This is a genomic window from Streptomyces sp. NPDC051207 (assembly GCF_040682395.1).
Lineage (GTDB): Bacteria > Actinomycetota > Actinomycetes > Streptomycetales > Streptomycetaceae > Streptomyces.
In genome coordinates this window covers 166,093-182,043 of the sequence record NZ_JBFBAX010000003.1, presented here as the reverse complement: position 1 = coordinate 182,043, position 15,951 = coordinate 166,093, and the positions used below count along the sequence as shown (strand labels likewise).

General features: G+C 71.9%; 12 protein-coding genes. 9 read left to right on the top strand and 3 right to left on the bottom strand.

Going from position 1 to position 15,951, the window contains the following annotated elements; genetic code table 11:
* Positions 1-49: 49 nt before the first annotated feature.
* The 8 genes from AB0M97_RS04360 to pgi all read left to right on the top strand — a co-directional run bounded on the left by AB0M97_RS04360 (position 50) and on the right by pgi (position 10,388).
* On the top strand, positions 50-3,004 hold the full coding sequence (locus tag AB0M97_RS04360; protein WP_365959198.1) for a M14 family zinc carboxypeptidase: 2,955 nt from the start codon (positions 50-52) through the stop codon (positions 3,002-3,004).
* Between the two features lie 222 nt (positions 3,005-3,226).
* Complete coding sequence (gap, locus tag AB0M97_RS04355; protein WP_365959197.1) at positions 3,227-4,234, top strand: type I glyceraldehyde-3-phosphate dehydrogenase; 1,008 nt, start codon at positions 3,227-3,229, stop codon at positions 4,232-4,234.
* A gap of 123 nt (positions 4,235-4,357) precedes the next feature.
* Positions 4,358-5,569: a phosphoglycerate kinase gene (locus tag AB0M97_RS04350; protein ID WP_365959196.1), complete on the top strand. Its 1,212-nt coding sequence runs from the start codon at positions 4,358-4,360 to the stop codon at positions 5,567-5,569.
* 6 nt (positions 5,570-5,575) lie between these two features.
* Positions 5,576-6,352, top strand: coding sequence for a triose-phosphate isomerase (gene tpiA / locus AB0M97_RS04345; RefSeq protein WP_365959195.1), 777 nt, complete (start codon positions 5,576-5,578; stop codon positions 6,350-6,352).
* A gap of 117 nt (positions 6,353-6,469) precedes the next feature.
* Entirely contained in the window at positions 6,470-6,700 is a 231-nt protein-coding gene (secG, locus tag AB0M97_RS04340) for a preprotein translocase subunit SecG (protein ID WP_365959194.1), read from the top strand.
* Between the two features lie 199 nt (positions 6,701-6,899).
* Positions 6,900-7,235: an RNA polymerase-binding protein RbpA gene (locus AB0M97_RS04335; protein WP_003976875.1), complete on the top strand. Its 336-nt coding sequence runs from the start codon at positions 6,900-6,902 to the stop codon at positions 7,233-7,235.
* A 230-nt stretch (positions 7,236-7,465) separates the two neighbouring features.
* Positions 7,466-8,659: an MFS transporter gene (locus AB0M97_RS04330; RefSeq protein WP_365959359.1), complete on the top strand. Its 1,194-nt coding sequence runs from the start codon at positions 7,466-7,468 to the stop codon at positions 8,657-8,659.
* Between the two features lie 73 nt (positions 8,660-8,732).
* A complete protein-coding gene (gene pgi / locus AB0M97_RS04325; protein WP_365959193.1) occupies positions 8,733-10,388 on the top strand; it encodes a glucose-6-phosphate isomerase in 1,656 nt (551 codons plus the stop codon).
* An 88-nt stretch (positions 10,389-10,476) separates the two neighbouring features.
* Here pgi and AB0M97_RS04320 read toward each other — a convergent pair whose 3' ends face one another.
* The 3 genes from AB0M97_RS04320 to AB0M97_RS04310 all read right to left on the bottom strand — a co-directional run bounded on the left by AB0M97_RS04320 (position 10,477) and on the right by AB0M97_RS04310 (position 14,385).
* Complete coding sequence (locus AB0M97_RS04320; RefSeq protein WP_365959192.1) at positions 10,477-12,759, bottom strand: FtsX-like permease family protein; 2,283 nt, start codon at positions 12,757-12,759, stop codon at positions 10,477-10,479.
* A 364-nt stretch (positions 12,760-13,123) separates the two neighbouring features.
* On the bottom strand, positions 13,124-13,873 hold the full coding sequence (locus AB0M97_RS04315; RefSeq protein WP_365959191.1) for an ABC transporter ATP-binding protein: 750 nt from the start codon (positions 13,871-13,873) through the stop codon (positions 13,124-13,126).
* Entirely contained in the window at positions 13,870-14,385 is a 516-nt protein-coding gene (locus tag AB0M97_RS04310) for a PadR family transcriptional regulator (RefSeq protein WP_365959190.1), read from the bottom strand. The genes AB0M97_RS04315 and AB0M97_RS04310 overlap by 4 nt, the downstream gene beginning before the upstream one ends.
* 122 nt (positions 14,386-14,507) lie before the next feature.
* Between AB0M97_RS04310 and AB0M97_RS04305 the strand changes: the two genes are divergently transcribed.
* The gene (locus tag AB0M97_RS04305; protein WP_365959189.1) at positions 14,508-15,779 is read left to right on the top strand and encodes an ABC transporter substrate-binding protein; all 1,272 of its coding nucleotides are present in this window, start codon (positions 14,508-14,510) and stop codon (positions 15,777-15,779) included.
* Positions 15,780-15,951 lie beyond the last annotated feature (172 nt).

Below are 15,951 nucleotides of genomic sequence, written 5' to 3'. Positions count from 1 at the left end.
TGAGCCTGGCATCAGTTCGCTGCTGTGGCGGACCCAGCTAGGGGGGTTCATGAGATTCAGAGCGAGTGCGATCCTCGCTGCCGGCACGCTCCTGGTCACCGGAGCGAGCCTCGCGCCCATCGCCCAGGCGCAGCCCACCAAACCGGCCACGGCCGACGCGGACGAGGTCAAGGTCTTCCGCGCCGACGTCACGCAGCGGCAGGTACCCCTGCTGCTGGCCGCCGGACAGGACGGCCACGAACTCGGCGAGCAGGTCCCCGACAAGGGCACCGGCACCGTCGAGGTCTACCTCACCGACCGGCAGGCCAAGAAGCTGCGGAAGCAGGGCGTCGAGCTCACCGAGCACACGCTCTCCCGCACGGCCGAACAGCGCGTCGAGGCCGCCGCCGACGGGGTGTTCCGCCCCTACAGCGGCAGCGGCGGCCTGAAGGAGGAGATCCTCCGGACCGCCCAGGCGCACCCCGCGCTCACCAAGGTCGTCTCCATCGGCAAGACGTACAAGGGCCAGGACATCCTCGCGCTGAAGCTCACCAAGGGCGCCAAGAAGGCCCAGGACGGCTCCAAGCCCGCCGTGCTGTACCTGTCCAACCAGCACGCGCGTGAGTGGATCACGCCGGAGATGACCCGGCGCCTGATGCACCACTACCTGGACAACTACAAGACGGACAAGCGGATCAAACGGCTCGTCGACTCCACGGAGCTGTGGTTCGTCCTGTCGGCCAACCCCGACGGCTACGACTACACCTTCCAGAGCGACGACACGCGCCTGTGGCGCAAGAACCTGCGCGACGTCAACGGCGACGGCACCATCGCGACCGGCGACGGCGTCGACCTCAACCGCAACTTCCCCTACAAGTGGGGCTACGACGACGAGGGTTCGTCCCCCAACCCCACCAGCCAGACCTACCGCGGCGCGAGCCCCGGCTCGGAGCCCGAGACCAAGGCCCTGGACGCCTTCCAGAAGCGGATCGGCTTCGCGTACGGCATCAACTACCACTCCGCCGCCGAACTCATCCTCTACGGGGTCGGCTGGCAGGTCGCCACGCCCACCCCGGACGACGTCCTCTACGAGGCCCTGGCCGGTACGCCCGGCAACCCGGCGATCCCCGGCTACCACCCGCAGCTGTCCTCGGAGCTGTACACCACCAACGGCGAGGCCGACGGGCACGCGGCCAACGTCAACGGCATGGCGATGTTCACCCCGGAGATGTCGACCTGCCAGTCCGCCTCGGACTCCGACCCGAACGACGCCTGGAAGGCGGCCGACTGCCGGTCGATCTTCACGTTCCCGGACGACGAGAGGCTGATCCAGCGGGAGTTCACCAAGAACATCCCGTTCGCCATGTCCGTCGCCGAGAGCGCCGCCCACCCCGACCGCCCGGCCTCCTCGGTGGGCCTGACCGCCGCCGACTTCACCCCGGCGCCGTTCACCACCTCCTACTCGCGCGGCGCCGACCAGGAGGTCTCCGTCGTCGTACGCAAGTCGGTGCGCGACAAGGAGCTGAAGTACCGCGTCAACGGCGGACGCACCGAGGACATGGCGCTCAGGCCCTGGAAGGGCGGCGAGCGGTTCGGTGGCGAGGACAACCTGCACTTCGACGAGTACCGCGCGAAGGTCAAGGACGGCGACCCGGGCGACAAGGTCGAGGTGTGGTTCACCGGCGAGACACGCAGCGGCAAGGCCGTCTCCAGCGAGCACTTCACCTACACCGTCGCCGAACGCCCGCGCGCGGACGTCCTCGTCGTCGCCGAGGAAGGCGCGAAGGCCACCCAGGCGCAGACCTACGTCGACGCGCTCAAGGCCAACGGCCGCAAGGCGGTCGTGTGGGACGTCGCCACCCAGGGCGCGCCCGACGCGCTCGGCGTGCTGAGCCACTTCGACACCGTCGTCCACCACACCGGCGCGGCCGTCCCCGGCGTCGCCACCCAGCTCGAACTGCGGGCCTTCCTCAACGAGGGCGGCAAGCTCATCGAGGCCGGCGAGCAGGCCGGCGGCCACGTCGACCTCGGCGGCGGCGCCCTGTCGAACGACTTCGGCCAGTACTACCTGGGCGCCTACACCCGCACCTCCACCCCCGGCGCCACCGGCTTCACCGGCGACGGCGCGCTGGACGGTTTCACCGGCACCCTCGGCGCCGCCCCCGGCAACCCGCTCGACCGGGCCGGCACCTACAGCGTCACCTCCGACGAGCTGCCCGCCGCCACCTACCCGCAGTTCGCGAGCGCGGGCGCGGGACAGTTCGCCGGGACCGTCAACCCGTACGGGCCCTACGCCGGATCGTGGATGGCCGCGGCCGTCCACACCGACGACGCCTACAAGCGCCTCACCCGCACGATCGACCTCACCGGCGTCGCCGCGGCCGACCGGCCCACGCTGCGCACCCGGCTGCTGTGGGACACCGAGGCCGGCTACGACCACGTCGTCGTCGAGGCCCACACCGCGGGCGCCGGCGACTGGACGACGCTCCCCGAGGCGGGCGGCGCCACCGGCACCGAGGTGCCGGCCGAGTGCGAGGCCGGCTTCTACGTCGGTGAGCACCCGTGGCTGGAGCACTACCTGACCGTGAACGACGGCAGCTGCGCCGCCACCGGCACCACCGGCGCGTGGCACAGCCTCACCGGCGCCTCCGAGGGCTGGCAGCAGGTGAACTTCGACCTGAGCGCCTACGCGGGCAAGACCGTCGAGGTCTCCCTCAGCTACGTCACCGACCCGGGCACCGGCGGCCACGGCGTCCTCGCGGACGACGCCTCGCTCGTCGTCGGCTCCACGGCCACCGGCACCGAGGACTTCGAGTCGTCGCTCGGGGCCTGGCGGGCCGCCGGACCGCCCCCGGGCAGCCCGGCCGTACTGAAGGACTGGACGCGCACCGGGGAGCTGTTCCGCACCCACGGAGCGGTCAGCACGGAGCACACCGTGCTCCTCGGCTTCGGTCTGGAGCACCTCGCCTCCGCGGCCGAGCGGGCCGCGCTGCTGAGGAAGGCGCTCACGGCCCTGGACGGGTGACCTTCCGGTCAACCGCGGTTGGCCCTGCGTAGTCAGATCGAGCGACACGACCTCACGGTCCCAGCGGTCCGTACCCTACTGGCGGGTACGGGCCGCGTTGCCGTGCGCGGGAAAGCCGAATGTCACCTCCGGGGCCCCGGAGAGGTAGGGTCGTAGGTGGTCGGGGACATCCCATACAGCTCGCCGGTCTCGAAACCGGCGTACCAACGAGGAGATCGGTTCGTGACGATCCGCGTAGGCATCAACGGCTTTGGCCGCATCGGTCGTAACTACTTCCGCGCGCTGCTGGAGCAGGGTGCAGACATCGAGATCGTGGCTGTCAACGACCTGGGTGACACCGCGACCACCGCCCACCTGCTGAAGTACGACACCATCCTCGGCCGCCTCAAGCAGGAGGTCACGCACACCGAGGACACCATCACCGTCGGCGGCAGGACCATCAAGGTCCTCGCCGAGCGCGACCCCGCCGACATCCCGTGGGGCGAGCTGGGCGTCGACATCGTCATCGAGTCGACCGGCATCTTCACCAAGCGGGACGACGCCGCCAAGCACCTGGCCGGCGGTGCGAAGAAGGTCCTCATCTCGGCTCCGGCCAAGGACGAGGACGTCACCGTCGTCATGGGTGTCAACCACGAGACCTACGACCCGGCGAACCACCACGTCATCTCCAACGCCTCCTGCACCACCAACTGTGTGGCGCCGATGGCCAAGGTCCTGGACGAGAGCTTCGGCATCGTCAAGGGCCTGATGACGACGGTGCACGCGTACACGAACGACCAGCGCATCCTGGACTTCCCGCACAAGGACCTGCGCCGCGCCCGTGCCGCCGCCGAGAACATCATCCCGACCACCACCGGCGCCGCCAAGGCCACCGCCCTGGTCCTGCCGCAGCTCAAGGGCAAGCTGGACGGCATGTCCATGCGCGTTCCGGTCCCGACCGGCTCGGTCACCGACCTGGTCGTCGAGCTGGGCCGCGAGGTCACCAAGGAAGAGGTCAACGCCGCCTTCCAGAAGGCGGCCGAGGGCGAGCTGAAGGGCATCCTCGAGTACACCGAGGACCCGATCGTCTCCTCCGACATCGTCAACGCCCCGGCGTCCTGCACCTTCGACTCCTCCCTGACCATGGTCCAGGAGGGCACGAACGTGAAGGTCATCGGCTGGTACGACAACGAGTGGGGCTACTCCAACCGCCTCGTCGACCTCACGGTCTTCGTCGGCGACCAGCTCTGATCGCCTGACAGGCACCTCGATGCGGGAGCAGGGCTCGGACAGTGCACCATGCATTGTCCGAGCCCTGACTCGCGTGCAGATCAGGCCCACCACTCGATCACGAGCCCTCCGCAGGAGACCCTCATGAAGACGATCGACGAACTCCTCACCGAAGGCGTCGCGGGCAAGCGCGTCTTCGTCCGCGCCGACCTGAACGTGCCGCTCGACGGCACCACCATCACCGACGACGGCCGTATCCGGGCCGTGCTGCCCACCGTCGAGGCGCTCGCCGGGGCGGGCGCCCGCGTGGTCGTCGCCTCCCACCTGGGCCGCCCCAAGGGCGCCCCGGACCCGGCGTTCTCCCTCGCGCCCGCCGCCGCGCGGCTCGGTGAACTCCTCGGCGCGGACGTCGCCTTCGCCACCGACACGGTCGGCGAGTCGGCCGAGTCCACCGTCGCCGGCCTCGCCGACGGCCGGGTCGCCGTCATCGAGAACCTCCGCTTCAACGCGGGTGAGACCAGCAAGGACGACGCCGAGCGCGCCGCCTTCGCCGACCGGCTCGCGTCCCTCGCCGACGTCTACGTCGGCGACGGCTTCGGCGCGGTGCACCGCAAGCACGCCTCGGTCTTCGACCTGCCGGCCCGCCTGCCGCACTACGCCGGCCACCTCATCGCCACCGAGGTCGGCGTCCTGAAGAAGCTCACCGACGACGTCCGGCGGCCCTACGTCGTCGCCCTCGGCGGCGCCAAGGTCTCCGACAAGCTCGCCGTGATCGACCAGCTGCTCGGCAAGGCCGACCGCATCCTCATCGGCGGTGGCATGGCGTACACCTTCCTGAAGGCGAAGGGCTACGAGATCGGCAGCTCGCTCCTTCAGGAGGACCAGATCCCGGCCGTCCTGGAGTACGTCGAGCGCGCGGAGAAGACCGGCGTCGAGCTGGTGCTGCCCGTCGACGCGGTGGTGGGTCCCGAGTTCCCGGACCTGAAGACCAAGGCCCCGGCCAACGCCACCACCGTCGCCGCGGACGCCATCCCGGCCGGGCAGATGGGCCTGGACATCGGTCCGCAGTCCCGCAAGCTGTACGCCTCGAAGCTCGCCGACGCGGCCACCGTCTTCTGGAACGGCCCCATGGGCGTCTTCGAGCACCCCGACTACGCCGAGGGCACCAAGGCGGTCGCCCAGGCCCTCCTCGACTCCCCGGGCTTCACCGTGGTCGGCGGTGGCGACTCCGCCGCGGCCGTGCGCACCCTGGGCTTCGACGAGAACGCATTCGGCCACATCTCGACCGGTGGCGGCGCCTCCCTCGAATACCTCGAGGGCAAGACGCTCCCCGGCCTCGCCGCACTGGAGGACTGACCCCTTATGAGCACGCGCACGCCGCTGATGGCGGGCAACTGGAAGATGAACCTCAACCACCTCGAGGCCATCGCCCACGTCCAGAAGCTCGCCTTCGCCCTGGCCGACAAGGACTACGAGGCCGTCGAGGTCGCCGTCCTGGCCCCCTTCACCGACCTGCGCTCCGTGCAGACCCTGGTCGACGGCGACAAGCTGAAGATCAAGTACGGCGCCCAGGACATCTCGGCGCACGACTCCGGCGCGTACACCGGTGAGATCTCCGGCGCGATGCTGGCCAAGCTGAAGTGCACGTTCGTGGCGGTCGGCCACTCCGAGCGCCGCCAGTACCACAACGAGACCGACGAGCTGGTGAACGCCAAGGTCAAGGCCGCCTACAAGCACGGCCTCACCCCCATCCTGTGCGTCGGCGAGGAGCTGGAGGTCCGCGAGGCGGGCAACCACGTGTCCCACACCCTCGCCCAGGTCGAGGGCGGCCTGAAGGACGTGCCGGCCGAGCAGGCCGAGTCCGTCGTGATCGCCTACGAGCCCGTGTGGGCCATCGGCACCGGCAAGGTCTGCGGCGCCGAGGACGCCCAGGAGGTCTGCGCCGCCATCCGCGCCAGGGTCGCCGAGCTGTACTCGCCGGAGCTGGCCGACAAGGTCCGCATCCAGTACGGCGGCTCCGTGAAGTCGGGCAACGTCGCCGAGATCATGGCGCAGGCCGACATCGACGGCGCCCTGGTCGGCGGCGCGTCCCTGGACGCGGACGAGTTCGTCAAGATCGTGCGGTTCCGCGACCAGTAGCGCGACCAGTGAGTATGCGCTAGCGACGATCCGTCGTACTCTTGCGGGGGCATGGCCACAGCGCCGTGCCCCCGTCGTCGTCCATCCGATTCCGAGGAAGTTGGTCCAGCCGTGGTTATGGGGTTCTCGATCGCCCTGATCGTCTTCAGCGGGCTGCTGATGCTGCTGGTGCTGATGCACAAGGGCAAGGGCGGCGGCCTCTCCGACATGTTCGGTGGCGGCATGCAGTCGTCCGTCGGCGGCTCCTCCGTCGCCGAGCGCAACCTCGACCGGATCACCGTCGTGGTCGGTCTGCTGTGGGTGGCCTGCATCATCGTGCTCGGCCTGCTCATGAAGGCGAACAACTGAGCGGTACGCGCATTCCGTACGTATGGCCCCATGTTGGGTACGCGCAGCTGGGCGCGGCCTATCATGGGGCTTGCGTCTAGGTGCGGGGGCTGTAACTCCCATCACTGGACGCGCGTTGGGCCTTACGTAGACTGAGGCGCTCGCAGCGAAGCGAGACGCCGACTCGCTTCGCGGCACCTTCACGCAGGGAGTTACGACCGTGGCAAGTGGCAACGCGATCCGAGGTAGCCGGGTCGGGGCGGGGCCGATGGGCGAGGCCGAGCGCGGCGAGTCCGCCCCGCGTCTGCGCATCTCCTTCTGGTGCTCCAACGGGCACGAGACGCAGCCGAGCTTCGCCAGCGACGCGCAGGTGCCCGAGACCTGGGACTGCCCGCGCTGTGGCTTTCCGGCCGGACAGGACCGGGACAACCCGCCGGACCCGCCGCGCACCGAGCCCTACAAGACGCACCTGGCGTACGTGAGGGAGCGCCGCAGCGATGCGGACGGCGAGGCCATCCTCGCCGAGGCCCTCGCCAAACTGCGGGGCGAAATCTAGGAGTTGGATCCGGCCGGGCACCGAGCGGTGCCTGGCCGGAGCCGTTCCGGCCCGCCGTCCGGGCCGGTGGTCCACCGCGCTTCGGACCCGTTGTCAGTGGTGCCCCCTACGGTTTGTGCATCGGCGAATCGTGAGGGGGAGCGGTGGCGACGGTCGGGGTGGACAGCGGGGTGGCGCACGGGCGCGCTCCGGCGTGGCGCGGCGGGTTCGGGCGGTTGTGGACCGCCGCCGTGCTGTCCCGCTTCGGGGACGCGCTGCGCACGGCCGCGCTGCCCCTGATCGCCGTGCAGCTCACGGACGAGCCGCTCGTCATCGCCTCCGTGACGGCCTGCGGCTATCTGCCCTGGCTGCTGTTCGGGCTGCTCGGCGGCGCCGTCGCGGACCGGGTGGACCAGCGGCGCGCGATGTGGGCGGTGGACCTCACGCGCGGGCTGCTCGTGGCGGGCTTCGCGCTCGCCGTCGCCCTCGGGCACGCCTCGGTCCCGCTGCTGCTCGCGCTCGCCTTCTCGCTGACGGCGCTCCAGACCCTCTTCGACAACGCCGCCACCGCCCTGCTGCCGTCCCTGGTCGGCCCCGCGGCCCTGGGTGGTGCCAACGCCCGGCTGATGACCGGGCAGCAGTTCGCGGGCGGCCTGCTCGCCGGGCCCTTCGTGCCGCTGCTGCTCGCCGTCGGCCTCGCCGTGCCGTTCGCGGCCGACGCGGCCACCTATCTGCTGGCCGCCGCCCTCGTCGCGTCCCTGCGCGGGGTACCGCCCGAGCGGGAGCCGCGTGCGGCGGGCAGCACCCTGCGCGCGGAGAGACGTGCGGGGTTGCGCGCGCTGTGGGGCGACCGTCCGCTGCGGGCGGTGTGCGCGGCCACGCTGCTGTCCAACATCGGCATGGGCGCCCTGATCGCCACACTGGTGCTGCACGTGACGCGCTGGCTCGACGCCGGGGACACGGGGTACGTGGCCGCGACGACGGCGTACGCGGCCGGCGGCATCGCAGGCGGCTTCCTGGCCCGGCGCGTCGCCGACCGGCTCGGGCGGGTGCGTGCGCTGCTGCTCGCCGGAAGCGTCCAGACGGGGGCGCTGCTGCTCATGGGGACCGCGCGGCACCTCGGGGCGCTCGTCGCGGGCATGCTGCTGCTCGGCGCGATGGGCATGGTGTGGAACGTCAACCAGGCCACCCTCATGCAGGAGCGCAGCCCCCGGGCCGCGCTGGGCCGCATCGCCGCCGCGTTCCGCACCGCCTCGACGTCCGGGGCGCCGCTGGGGGCACTGCTCGGCGGGGCCGTCGCCGGGCTGTTCGGGCTGAACGGGCCCGCGCTGCTCGCCGCCGCCCTGCTGGTGCTCGCCGTCGGCTGCCTGATACCGGCGCGCAAGCCGGACGTACCCGCTGTTGAACCGGACGACGCCCCGACGACAGGTCGCGTTGCCCACTGATCAATTAGGTTGGGACCGGCAGCGGGGCAAGGTACGCAGCAGGGACAGGTAGGAAAGAGGCGTGAAGTCAGAAATGAACGCAGACGGCCGTGCCAGGCTCAATCAGACCCCCGAGTGGACCGCTCTCGCCACACACCGCGAGGAGTTCGGCGAGACGCACCTGCGTGAGCTGTTCGCCGCCGACCCCGGCCGCGGCTCCCGGTACACGCTCCGGGTGGGCGACCTGCACGTCGACTACTCCAAGCACCTCGTCACCGACGAGACGCTGCGGCTGCTACGCGAACTGGCCGCGGCGACCGACGTGTTCGGGCTGCGGGACGCCATGTTCGACGGCGAGAGGATCAACGTCACCGAGGACCGCGCCGTGCTGCACACCGCGCTGCGCGCCCCGGCGGACGCCGTGATCGAGGTCGACGGCGAGAACGTCGTGCCGAAGGTGCACGCCGTCCTCGACAGGATGACCGACTTCGCCCACCGGGTCCGCTCCGGGGAGTGGACCGGGCACACCGGCAGGCGGATCAGGAACGTCGTCAACGTCGGCATCGGCGGCTCCGACCTCGGCCCGGCGATGGCCTACGAGGCGCTGCGGGCGTACACGGCACGGGACGTGACGTTCCGCTTCGTGTCGAACGTGGACGGGGCCGACCTGCACGAGGCCCTGCGGGACCTGGACCCGGCCGAGACGCTGTTCATCGTGGCGTCCAAGACGTTCACCACCATCGAGACGGTCACCAACGCCACCTCCGCGCGCGAGTGGCTGCTCGACGGGCTGGGGGCCGGTCCGGAGGCGGTGGCGAAGCACTTCGTCGCCCTGTCGACCAACGCGGAGAAGGTCGCCGGGTTCGGCATCGACACGGCGAACATGTTCGAGTTCTGGGACTGGGTCGGCGGACGCTACTCGTACGACTCGGCGATCGGCCTGTCGCTGATGATCGCGATCGGCCCGGACCGGTTCCGGGAGATGCTCGACGGCTTCCGCCTCGTGGACGAGCACTTCCGGACCGCGCCCGCCGAGTCCAACGTGCCGCTGCTGCTGGGCCTGCTGGGCGTCTGGTACGGCAACTTCCTCGGCGCCCAGTCGCACGCGGTGCTGCCCTACAGCCACTACCTGTCCAAGTTCACCGCCTACCTCCAGCAGCTCGACATGGAGTCCAACGGCAAGTACGTCGGCCGGGACGGGCGCGAGGTCGAGTGGGAGACGGGCCCGGTCGTGTGGGGCACGCCGGGCACCAACGGGCAGCACGCCTACTACCAGTTGATCCACCAGGGCACGAAGCTGATCCCGGCCGACTTCATCGGCTTCGCCGAGCCGGTCGCCGAGCTGAGCGACACGCTCAAGGCGCAGCACGACCTGCTGATGGCGAACTTCTTCGCCCAGACGCAGGCGCTGGCCTTCGGCAAGACACCGGACGAGGTGCGGGCCGAGGGCGTGCCGGAGGACCTGGTCGCGCACAAGACGTTCAAGGGCAACCATCCGACGACGACGATCCTGGCGCGCCAGCTGACGCCGTCCGTGCTGGGACAGCTCGTCGCGCTGTACGAGCACAAGGTGTTCGTGCAGGGCGCGATCTGGAACATCGACTCCTTCGACCAGTGGGGCGTCGAACTCGGCAAGGTCCTCGCCAAGCGCGTCGAGCCCGCCCTCACCGGGGGCGCCGACGTCGAGGGCCTGGACGCCTCCACCAAGGCGCTCGTCGCCACCTACCGGGAGCTGCGCGGCCGGGCCTGACCGGTGCCGCGGGAAGCGGGCGGCTCGCGGCGCCGGCCGCTTCCCGCGGACTCCCCGGCGATCACGGGCAGCCGCGGCCGCAACGGCTTCACGCCACGGCGCTGAGGGTGTCCGCCAGGCGGCGGCGGGCCGCGCGGGCCGCCGGGACGGCGGCGAGGGCCACGGCGCCCAGCACCGCCGCCGCGCCGAACAGCAGCAGCAGCGCGGGAGAGGGGAACTGCGCGATACCGGCGCCGATGCCGCTCGTACTGCCCTGGTAGTCGATCAGCCAGTGCGCGAGCGGCAGACCGAGGGCCGTGGCGACGAGGACGGCGAGGAAGGCGGTGCAGCCGGTCGCGGTGACGGTGATCGCGGTGATCTGACGCGGGGAGAGGCCGATGGCCTTCAGCGCCAGCAGGTCGCGCTCGCTCTCGCGGACCGTGCCGCCGATCGCGGTCAACAGCTCGATCAGCCCGATGAGGGCGAGCACGCCGATCACCCCGACGACGACGCCCCGCAACGGGGACAGCCCGTCGGCCGGGTTCGGCACGGCGTGCACGTCCAGACGCCCGTCGCCCGCGGCGGTGAGCCGGGCGGCCACCTCGTCCGGGTCGGCGCCCGGTTCGAGCCGGAGCTGGTACAGGGTGGGGCGCAGCCGCGGGTCGTTCTCGCGGAGGGTGTCGAGCGAGGTGGAGATGACCCGGCCGGCGTTCTCCGGTTCGATGCTGCGGCCCACGATGTGCAGGATCTGCGGCTGGTCGCCCACCGTCATCCGCACCCAGTCGCCGACCCGCACGTCCAGCAGGTCCAGCAGGCCCTGCCCGGCGACGGCCTCGTCGGAACCGCGCGCGGCGCGCCCTTCGGCGAGCGGGTACGGGTAGGGGTCCTCGCGGGTGCCGAGGCCGCGCAGCGCGATCGTGGCGGTCTGGCCGGGCACCAGCGCGGCCACCTCGACGCCGGGGTGGGCGGCGGCGACCTGCGGGTCGCGCTCCAGCAGGGCACGGGTCTCCCGGTCGCCCAGTCCGGCGTCCGCGCGGACGGTGAGCGCGGCCGGCAGGCCGATGTCCTCGGGGCTGTCGTGGAACCGCTCGATGGTGGTCCAGGCGCTCATCGCCACCACGATCAGCAGCAGCGGCAGCGCGAGTCGTGCGACCGTGCCGAGCGAGCGCGGGCGGTGCGAGGACGCCTTGTGCCAGCCCAGCACCAGCGCGGGCGGCACCCGCATGCCCAGCGCCCGGCGTGCCGCCCCCGGCAGGCGCCCGCCCGACGGGGCGGCGGGCCTCGGCAGCGGCACCGGCGGCACCCGGCCCGCCCGCCAGGCGGCGAGCCCGGTCGTCGCGCCGATGAACAGCACCGCGCCCACCGGCACCGCGCCCAGCGCCAGGGTGTGACCGGGCAGCCCCTGCCACACGCCGACCGCGTCGCCGAGCCGCCCCGGGATGCGGCTGCCCAGCGCCTCGGCGAGGGCGGCGGCGGACACGGCGCCCAGCAGCGCGTAGGCGATGTGCTGGAGCAGGAAGACGCGGACCACCTGGCCGGGCGTGAAGCCGATCGCCTTCAGCACCGAGATGTCCCGCAGATGGCCCCGGATGCGGGTGCCGATCGCCCCGTGCACCGCGAGCCCGGCGGCGACCAGCGCGCCGAGCCCGAACAGCCCGAGCACCTGCCCGAGCAGCCGGTTCTCGCCCTGGGCCTCGGCCCGCGCCTGTTTCCAGGTGCTGACCTCGCCGATGGCTCCGGCGCCCAGTACGGTCACCGCGCGCTGGACGGCGTAGTCGGTGTCCTCCGGGTCGGTCAGACGCAGCCCGATCGCCTGGCCGGACGGGTCGGACACGGCGGACGGCTGCGTCCACACCAGGCCGGGCCGCTCACCCGGCCGGTAGCGCCGCTCCGCGCTGTCGGCGACGCCGAGCACGGTCAGGGTGCGGGCCGAGCCGGGCACGGTGACCGTGTCGCCGGGTTCGGCCAGCAGCGCGCGGGCCACCCGGGACTCCAGGACCACCCCGTCGGGGACCGCCGGGTCGAGCCAGCGCCCGGCGGTGAGCAGCGGGCGGCCGACCTCGGGCAGCTCGGGCGTGCCGCGCAGCTCGACGGAGGCGCGGGTGCCACGCGCGGTGACGGCGGTGGACTCGGTGGGGTAGGGGCCGGCGACGGACTCGACGCCGTCCAGCGCGGCCAGTGCCGCCGGGTCGGCGGAGAGGGCGGTGTGCAGCCACACGTGCGCGCCACGGGCCTGCGTGAAGACCCGCTGCCACGGGTTCGTGGCGTACCCGAACAGGGCCGTGGCCAGCAGCAGTGAGGCGACGATGCCCGCGGTGGCGAGCACCAGGAACAGCGCCTCGCCGCGGTGCGTGCGCAGATCGGAGTGCGCCCAGCGCATGGTGGCTCGCACGGGGCTCAGCCTCCTGGCTCGCGCGCGGCGCGCCAGTCCTGGGACCGGGCGCGGGTCTGCTCCTGCTCGCGCGCGGCGGGGCAGGCGGGGGCCTCATCCTGGGCCACCCCCGGTTCACGTGTGGCGCGGCAGGCCCGGGACCCACCGCAGGTTCGTTCCGGCTCGCGCGCGGCACGGCAGGCCGGGGCCCCGTCCCGGGTCACCCCCGGCTCACGTGCGGCGCGGCAGGTGCGGGACCCGCCCCAGCCCCGTCCCGCCCCGCCCGCGACGCGGCAGATCCGGGACCCCTCGCGCCCCCCGCCGCAGGCCCGTCCCACCTCGCCCCCACCCCGGCAGGCGTACCCCATCAGTCGTGCCCCCCGCATCAGTCCTTGAGCTCCAGCACCCCAGATATGCCGGCGCCGCGCGACGGTGTGCCGTCCAGTACCGCGTCGTCGGCGATCCGGCCGTCGAAGAAGCTGATGACGCGGTCGGCGGCGCTGGCCATCCGGGCGTCGTGGGTGACCAGCAGGATGGTCTGGCCGCGCTGGTGGAAGCGGGACAGCAGCCGCATCACCTCGCGCGTGCCCCTGCTGTCCAGGCTGCCCGCGGGCTCGTCGGCGAGCAGCAGCGGCGGATGGTTGACCAGTGCGCGGGCCAGCGCGACCCGCTGCTGCTCACCGCCGGACAGCTCACCGGGCATGCCGCGCTCCTTGCCGGCCAGGCCCAGCTCGGCCAGCAGCCGCTCCCGCTCGGCGCGGGCCTGCTTCGGCGGCACCCCGGCGAGCAGCGCGGGCAGTTCGACGTTGTCGGCGACCGACAGGTTGGAGACGAGGTTGAAGAACTGGAAGACGATCCCGATGCGCTTCCTGCGCTCCACGGCCCAGCGCGCCTCGCTGTAGCCGTCCGTGCACTCGCCGTCCAGCCAGATGCTGCCGGCGTCGGGGCGCTGCAGACCGCCGAGCAGATGCAGCAGCGTCGACTTGCCGGCGCCGGACGGGCCGGTGATCGCCACGAACTCGCCCGCCCGCACGCTCAGGTCGACCCCGCGCACGGCGTGGGCGGGCGCGCCCTCGCCGTGGTGGGTCTTGACCAGGCCCTCGGCGCGCAGCACGGGCGGGGAACCGTCGCTCACTCCAGCTCCTCCAGCTCTTCCTGGCACCGCTCCAGCCAGTCGAGATCGGCCTGCAGGTGCAGCATCGCACCCTCGATGAGCAGGTGTGCGATGCGGTTGTCCCGGTCTTCGGCGGTGGCCAGCTTGGACAGACTGCGCATGGTGTTCAGGTACTGGCGCCGCTGCTTGTTGATGAGGGCGATCTGGTCGGCGAGGCCGGTCTGCGGGGCGAGCGCGAGCTTCATGAAGAACTCGTCCCGCACCCGCGGCTCGTCCTCGGGCTCCTCGAACCAGGCGCGCAGCGCCTCGCGCCCGGCGTCGGTGAGGTGGTAGACCTTCTTGTTGGGCCGGCTGGACTGGTGGACGTCCTCGCCCTCGATCAGTCCGGACTTCTCGAGGCGGCCGAGGGTCACGTAGATCTGGCCGACGTTCGGCTGAGGGTACGCGGAGCCCAGCAGGAGCTCAAGGTCCTGTTTGAGCTCGTAGCCGTGAGCCGGACCGCGTGCCAGGAGTGCCAGGAGGGGCAGACGCACTCGTGCTGTCCTCCAGTCCTCGTAATGTGCTCCAGGCCCTAGTATCGCCCATTACCTAACAGGTATACATGGCCTTCGACCGCGGGCGAAGACGCCCGGTGCCGGTGCTCGGGGAGGAACCTATGCGGTGGACGCACGCCGCCGGTAGGTGCCTCCTGGTCCTCGCAGTGGTCCTGACCGGGTACGTGGCCTCCGGGGCGCGGGCCGAAACCGCGTCCGGCGACGGGCGCGGACCGCTCACGCTGGCCACCGCCGGAGACCTCACCGGCTATCTGGGGCCGCTGCTGGAGGGCTGGAACCGTACGCACCCCGGCGAAAAGGTCACCCTCGTCGAGCTGCCGGACTCCGCCGACGAGACGCGCGCGCAGATGGCCACCGATCTGCGGGGCGGCGGTGAGCGCAGCCGGTTCGACGTCCTCAACATCGACGTCAACTGGACCCCGGAGTTCGCGGCGGCCGGCTGGATCCGCCCGCTGCCGCGCGAGCGTTTCCCGCTCGGCACCTTCCTGCCACCGGTGGTCGACACGGCCACCTATGACGGCAAGCTGTACGCCGTGCCGTACGTGACCAACGCCGGGCTGCTGCTGTACCGCAAGGACGTCCTCGCCGAGGAGGGTGTGCCGCCGCCGCGCACCTGGGCGGAGCTGGAGCGCGCCGCGAAGACGATCGCGCCGAAGCACGGACTCGACGGCTACGCGGGCCAGTTGCTGCCGTACGAGGGCCTGACCGTCAACGCGGCCGAGGTCGTCTACTCGGCGGGCGGCACGATCCTCGGCGACGAGGGCGAGCGCGTCACCGTCGACTCGCAGGCCGCGCGCGAGGGCATCGGCTTCCTCGCGCGCGGCGTCCGGGAGGGCTGGATACCGCGGCGGGCCCTGACGTACAAGGAGGAGGAGTCCAAGCAGGCCTTCCAGGACGGCCGGCTGCTCTTCCTGCGCAACTGGCCCTACGCGTACGTCGGCGCCTCCGCCCCGGGCTCCCGGGTGGCGGGCAAGGTCGGCGCCGTACCGCTGCCGGGGCCCGACGGGCCGGGCACCAGTGTGCTCGGCGGCTCCAACCTCGCCGTCAGCTCCCACGCGCGCCACCCCGACTCGGCGGCGCGGCTCATCGCGTACCTCACCAGCGAACGCGTCCAGCGCCAGGTGCTGATCCGCGGCGCGCTGCCGCCCGTGCGGGCGGACCTCTACGAGGACCCCGGGCTGATCGCCGCATTCCCGTATCTGCCGACGCTGCGCGAGAGCGTGCTCGCGGCGGCGCCGCGCCCCAAGAGCCCGCGCTACGACCAGGTCTCCCTGGTGGTGCAGGCGGTCGTGCACGACGCGCTGACCGGACGCGGCACGCCCGAGGCCGCGGTGCGGCGGCTGGCGCGCGAGCTGTCCGCTGTCTCTCGGTAATCTCCCGGTACTTATCTGTTAGGTAACGCGCACATCTCAACTGCGCTCATTTTGCCCGAATATGACCCCACATGGGCAGGTCAACTCACCAGTAGCATCCGCGAGTTCATTGACACCCTCTCGTCACTGCTACTTAACATGCATGCATAACGTCAGGCACGAACAAGCACGC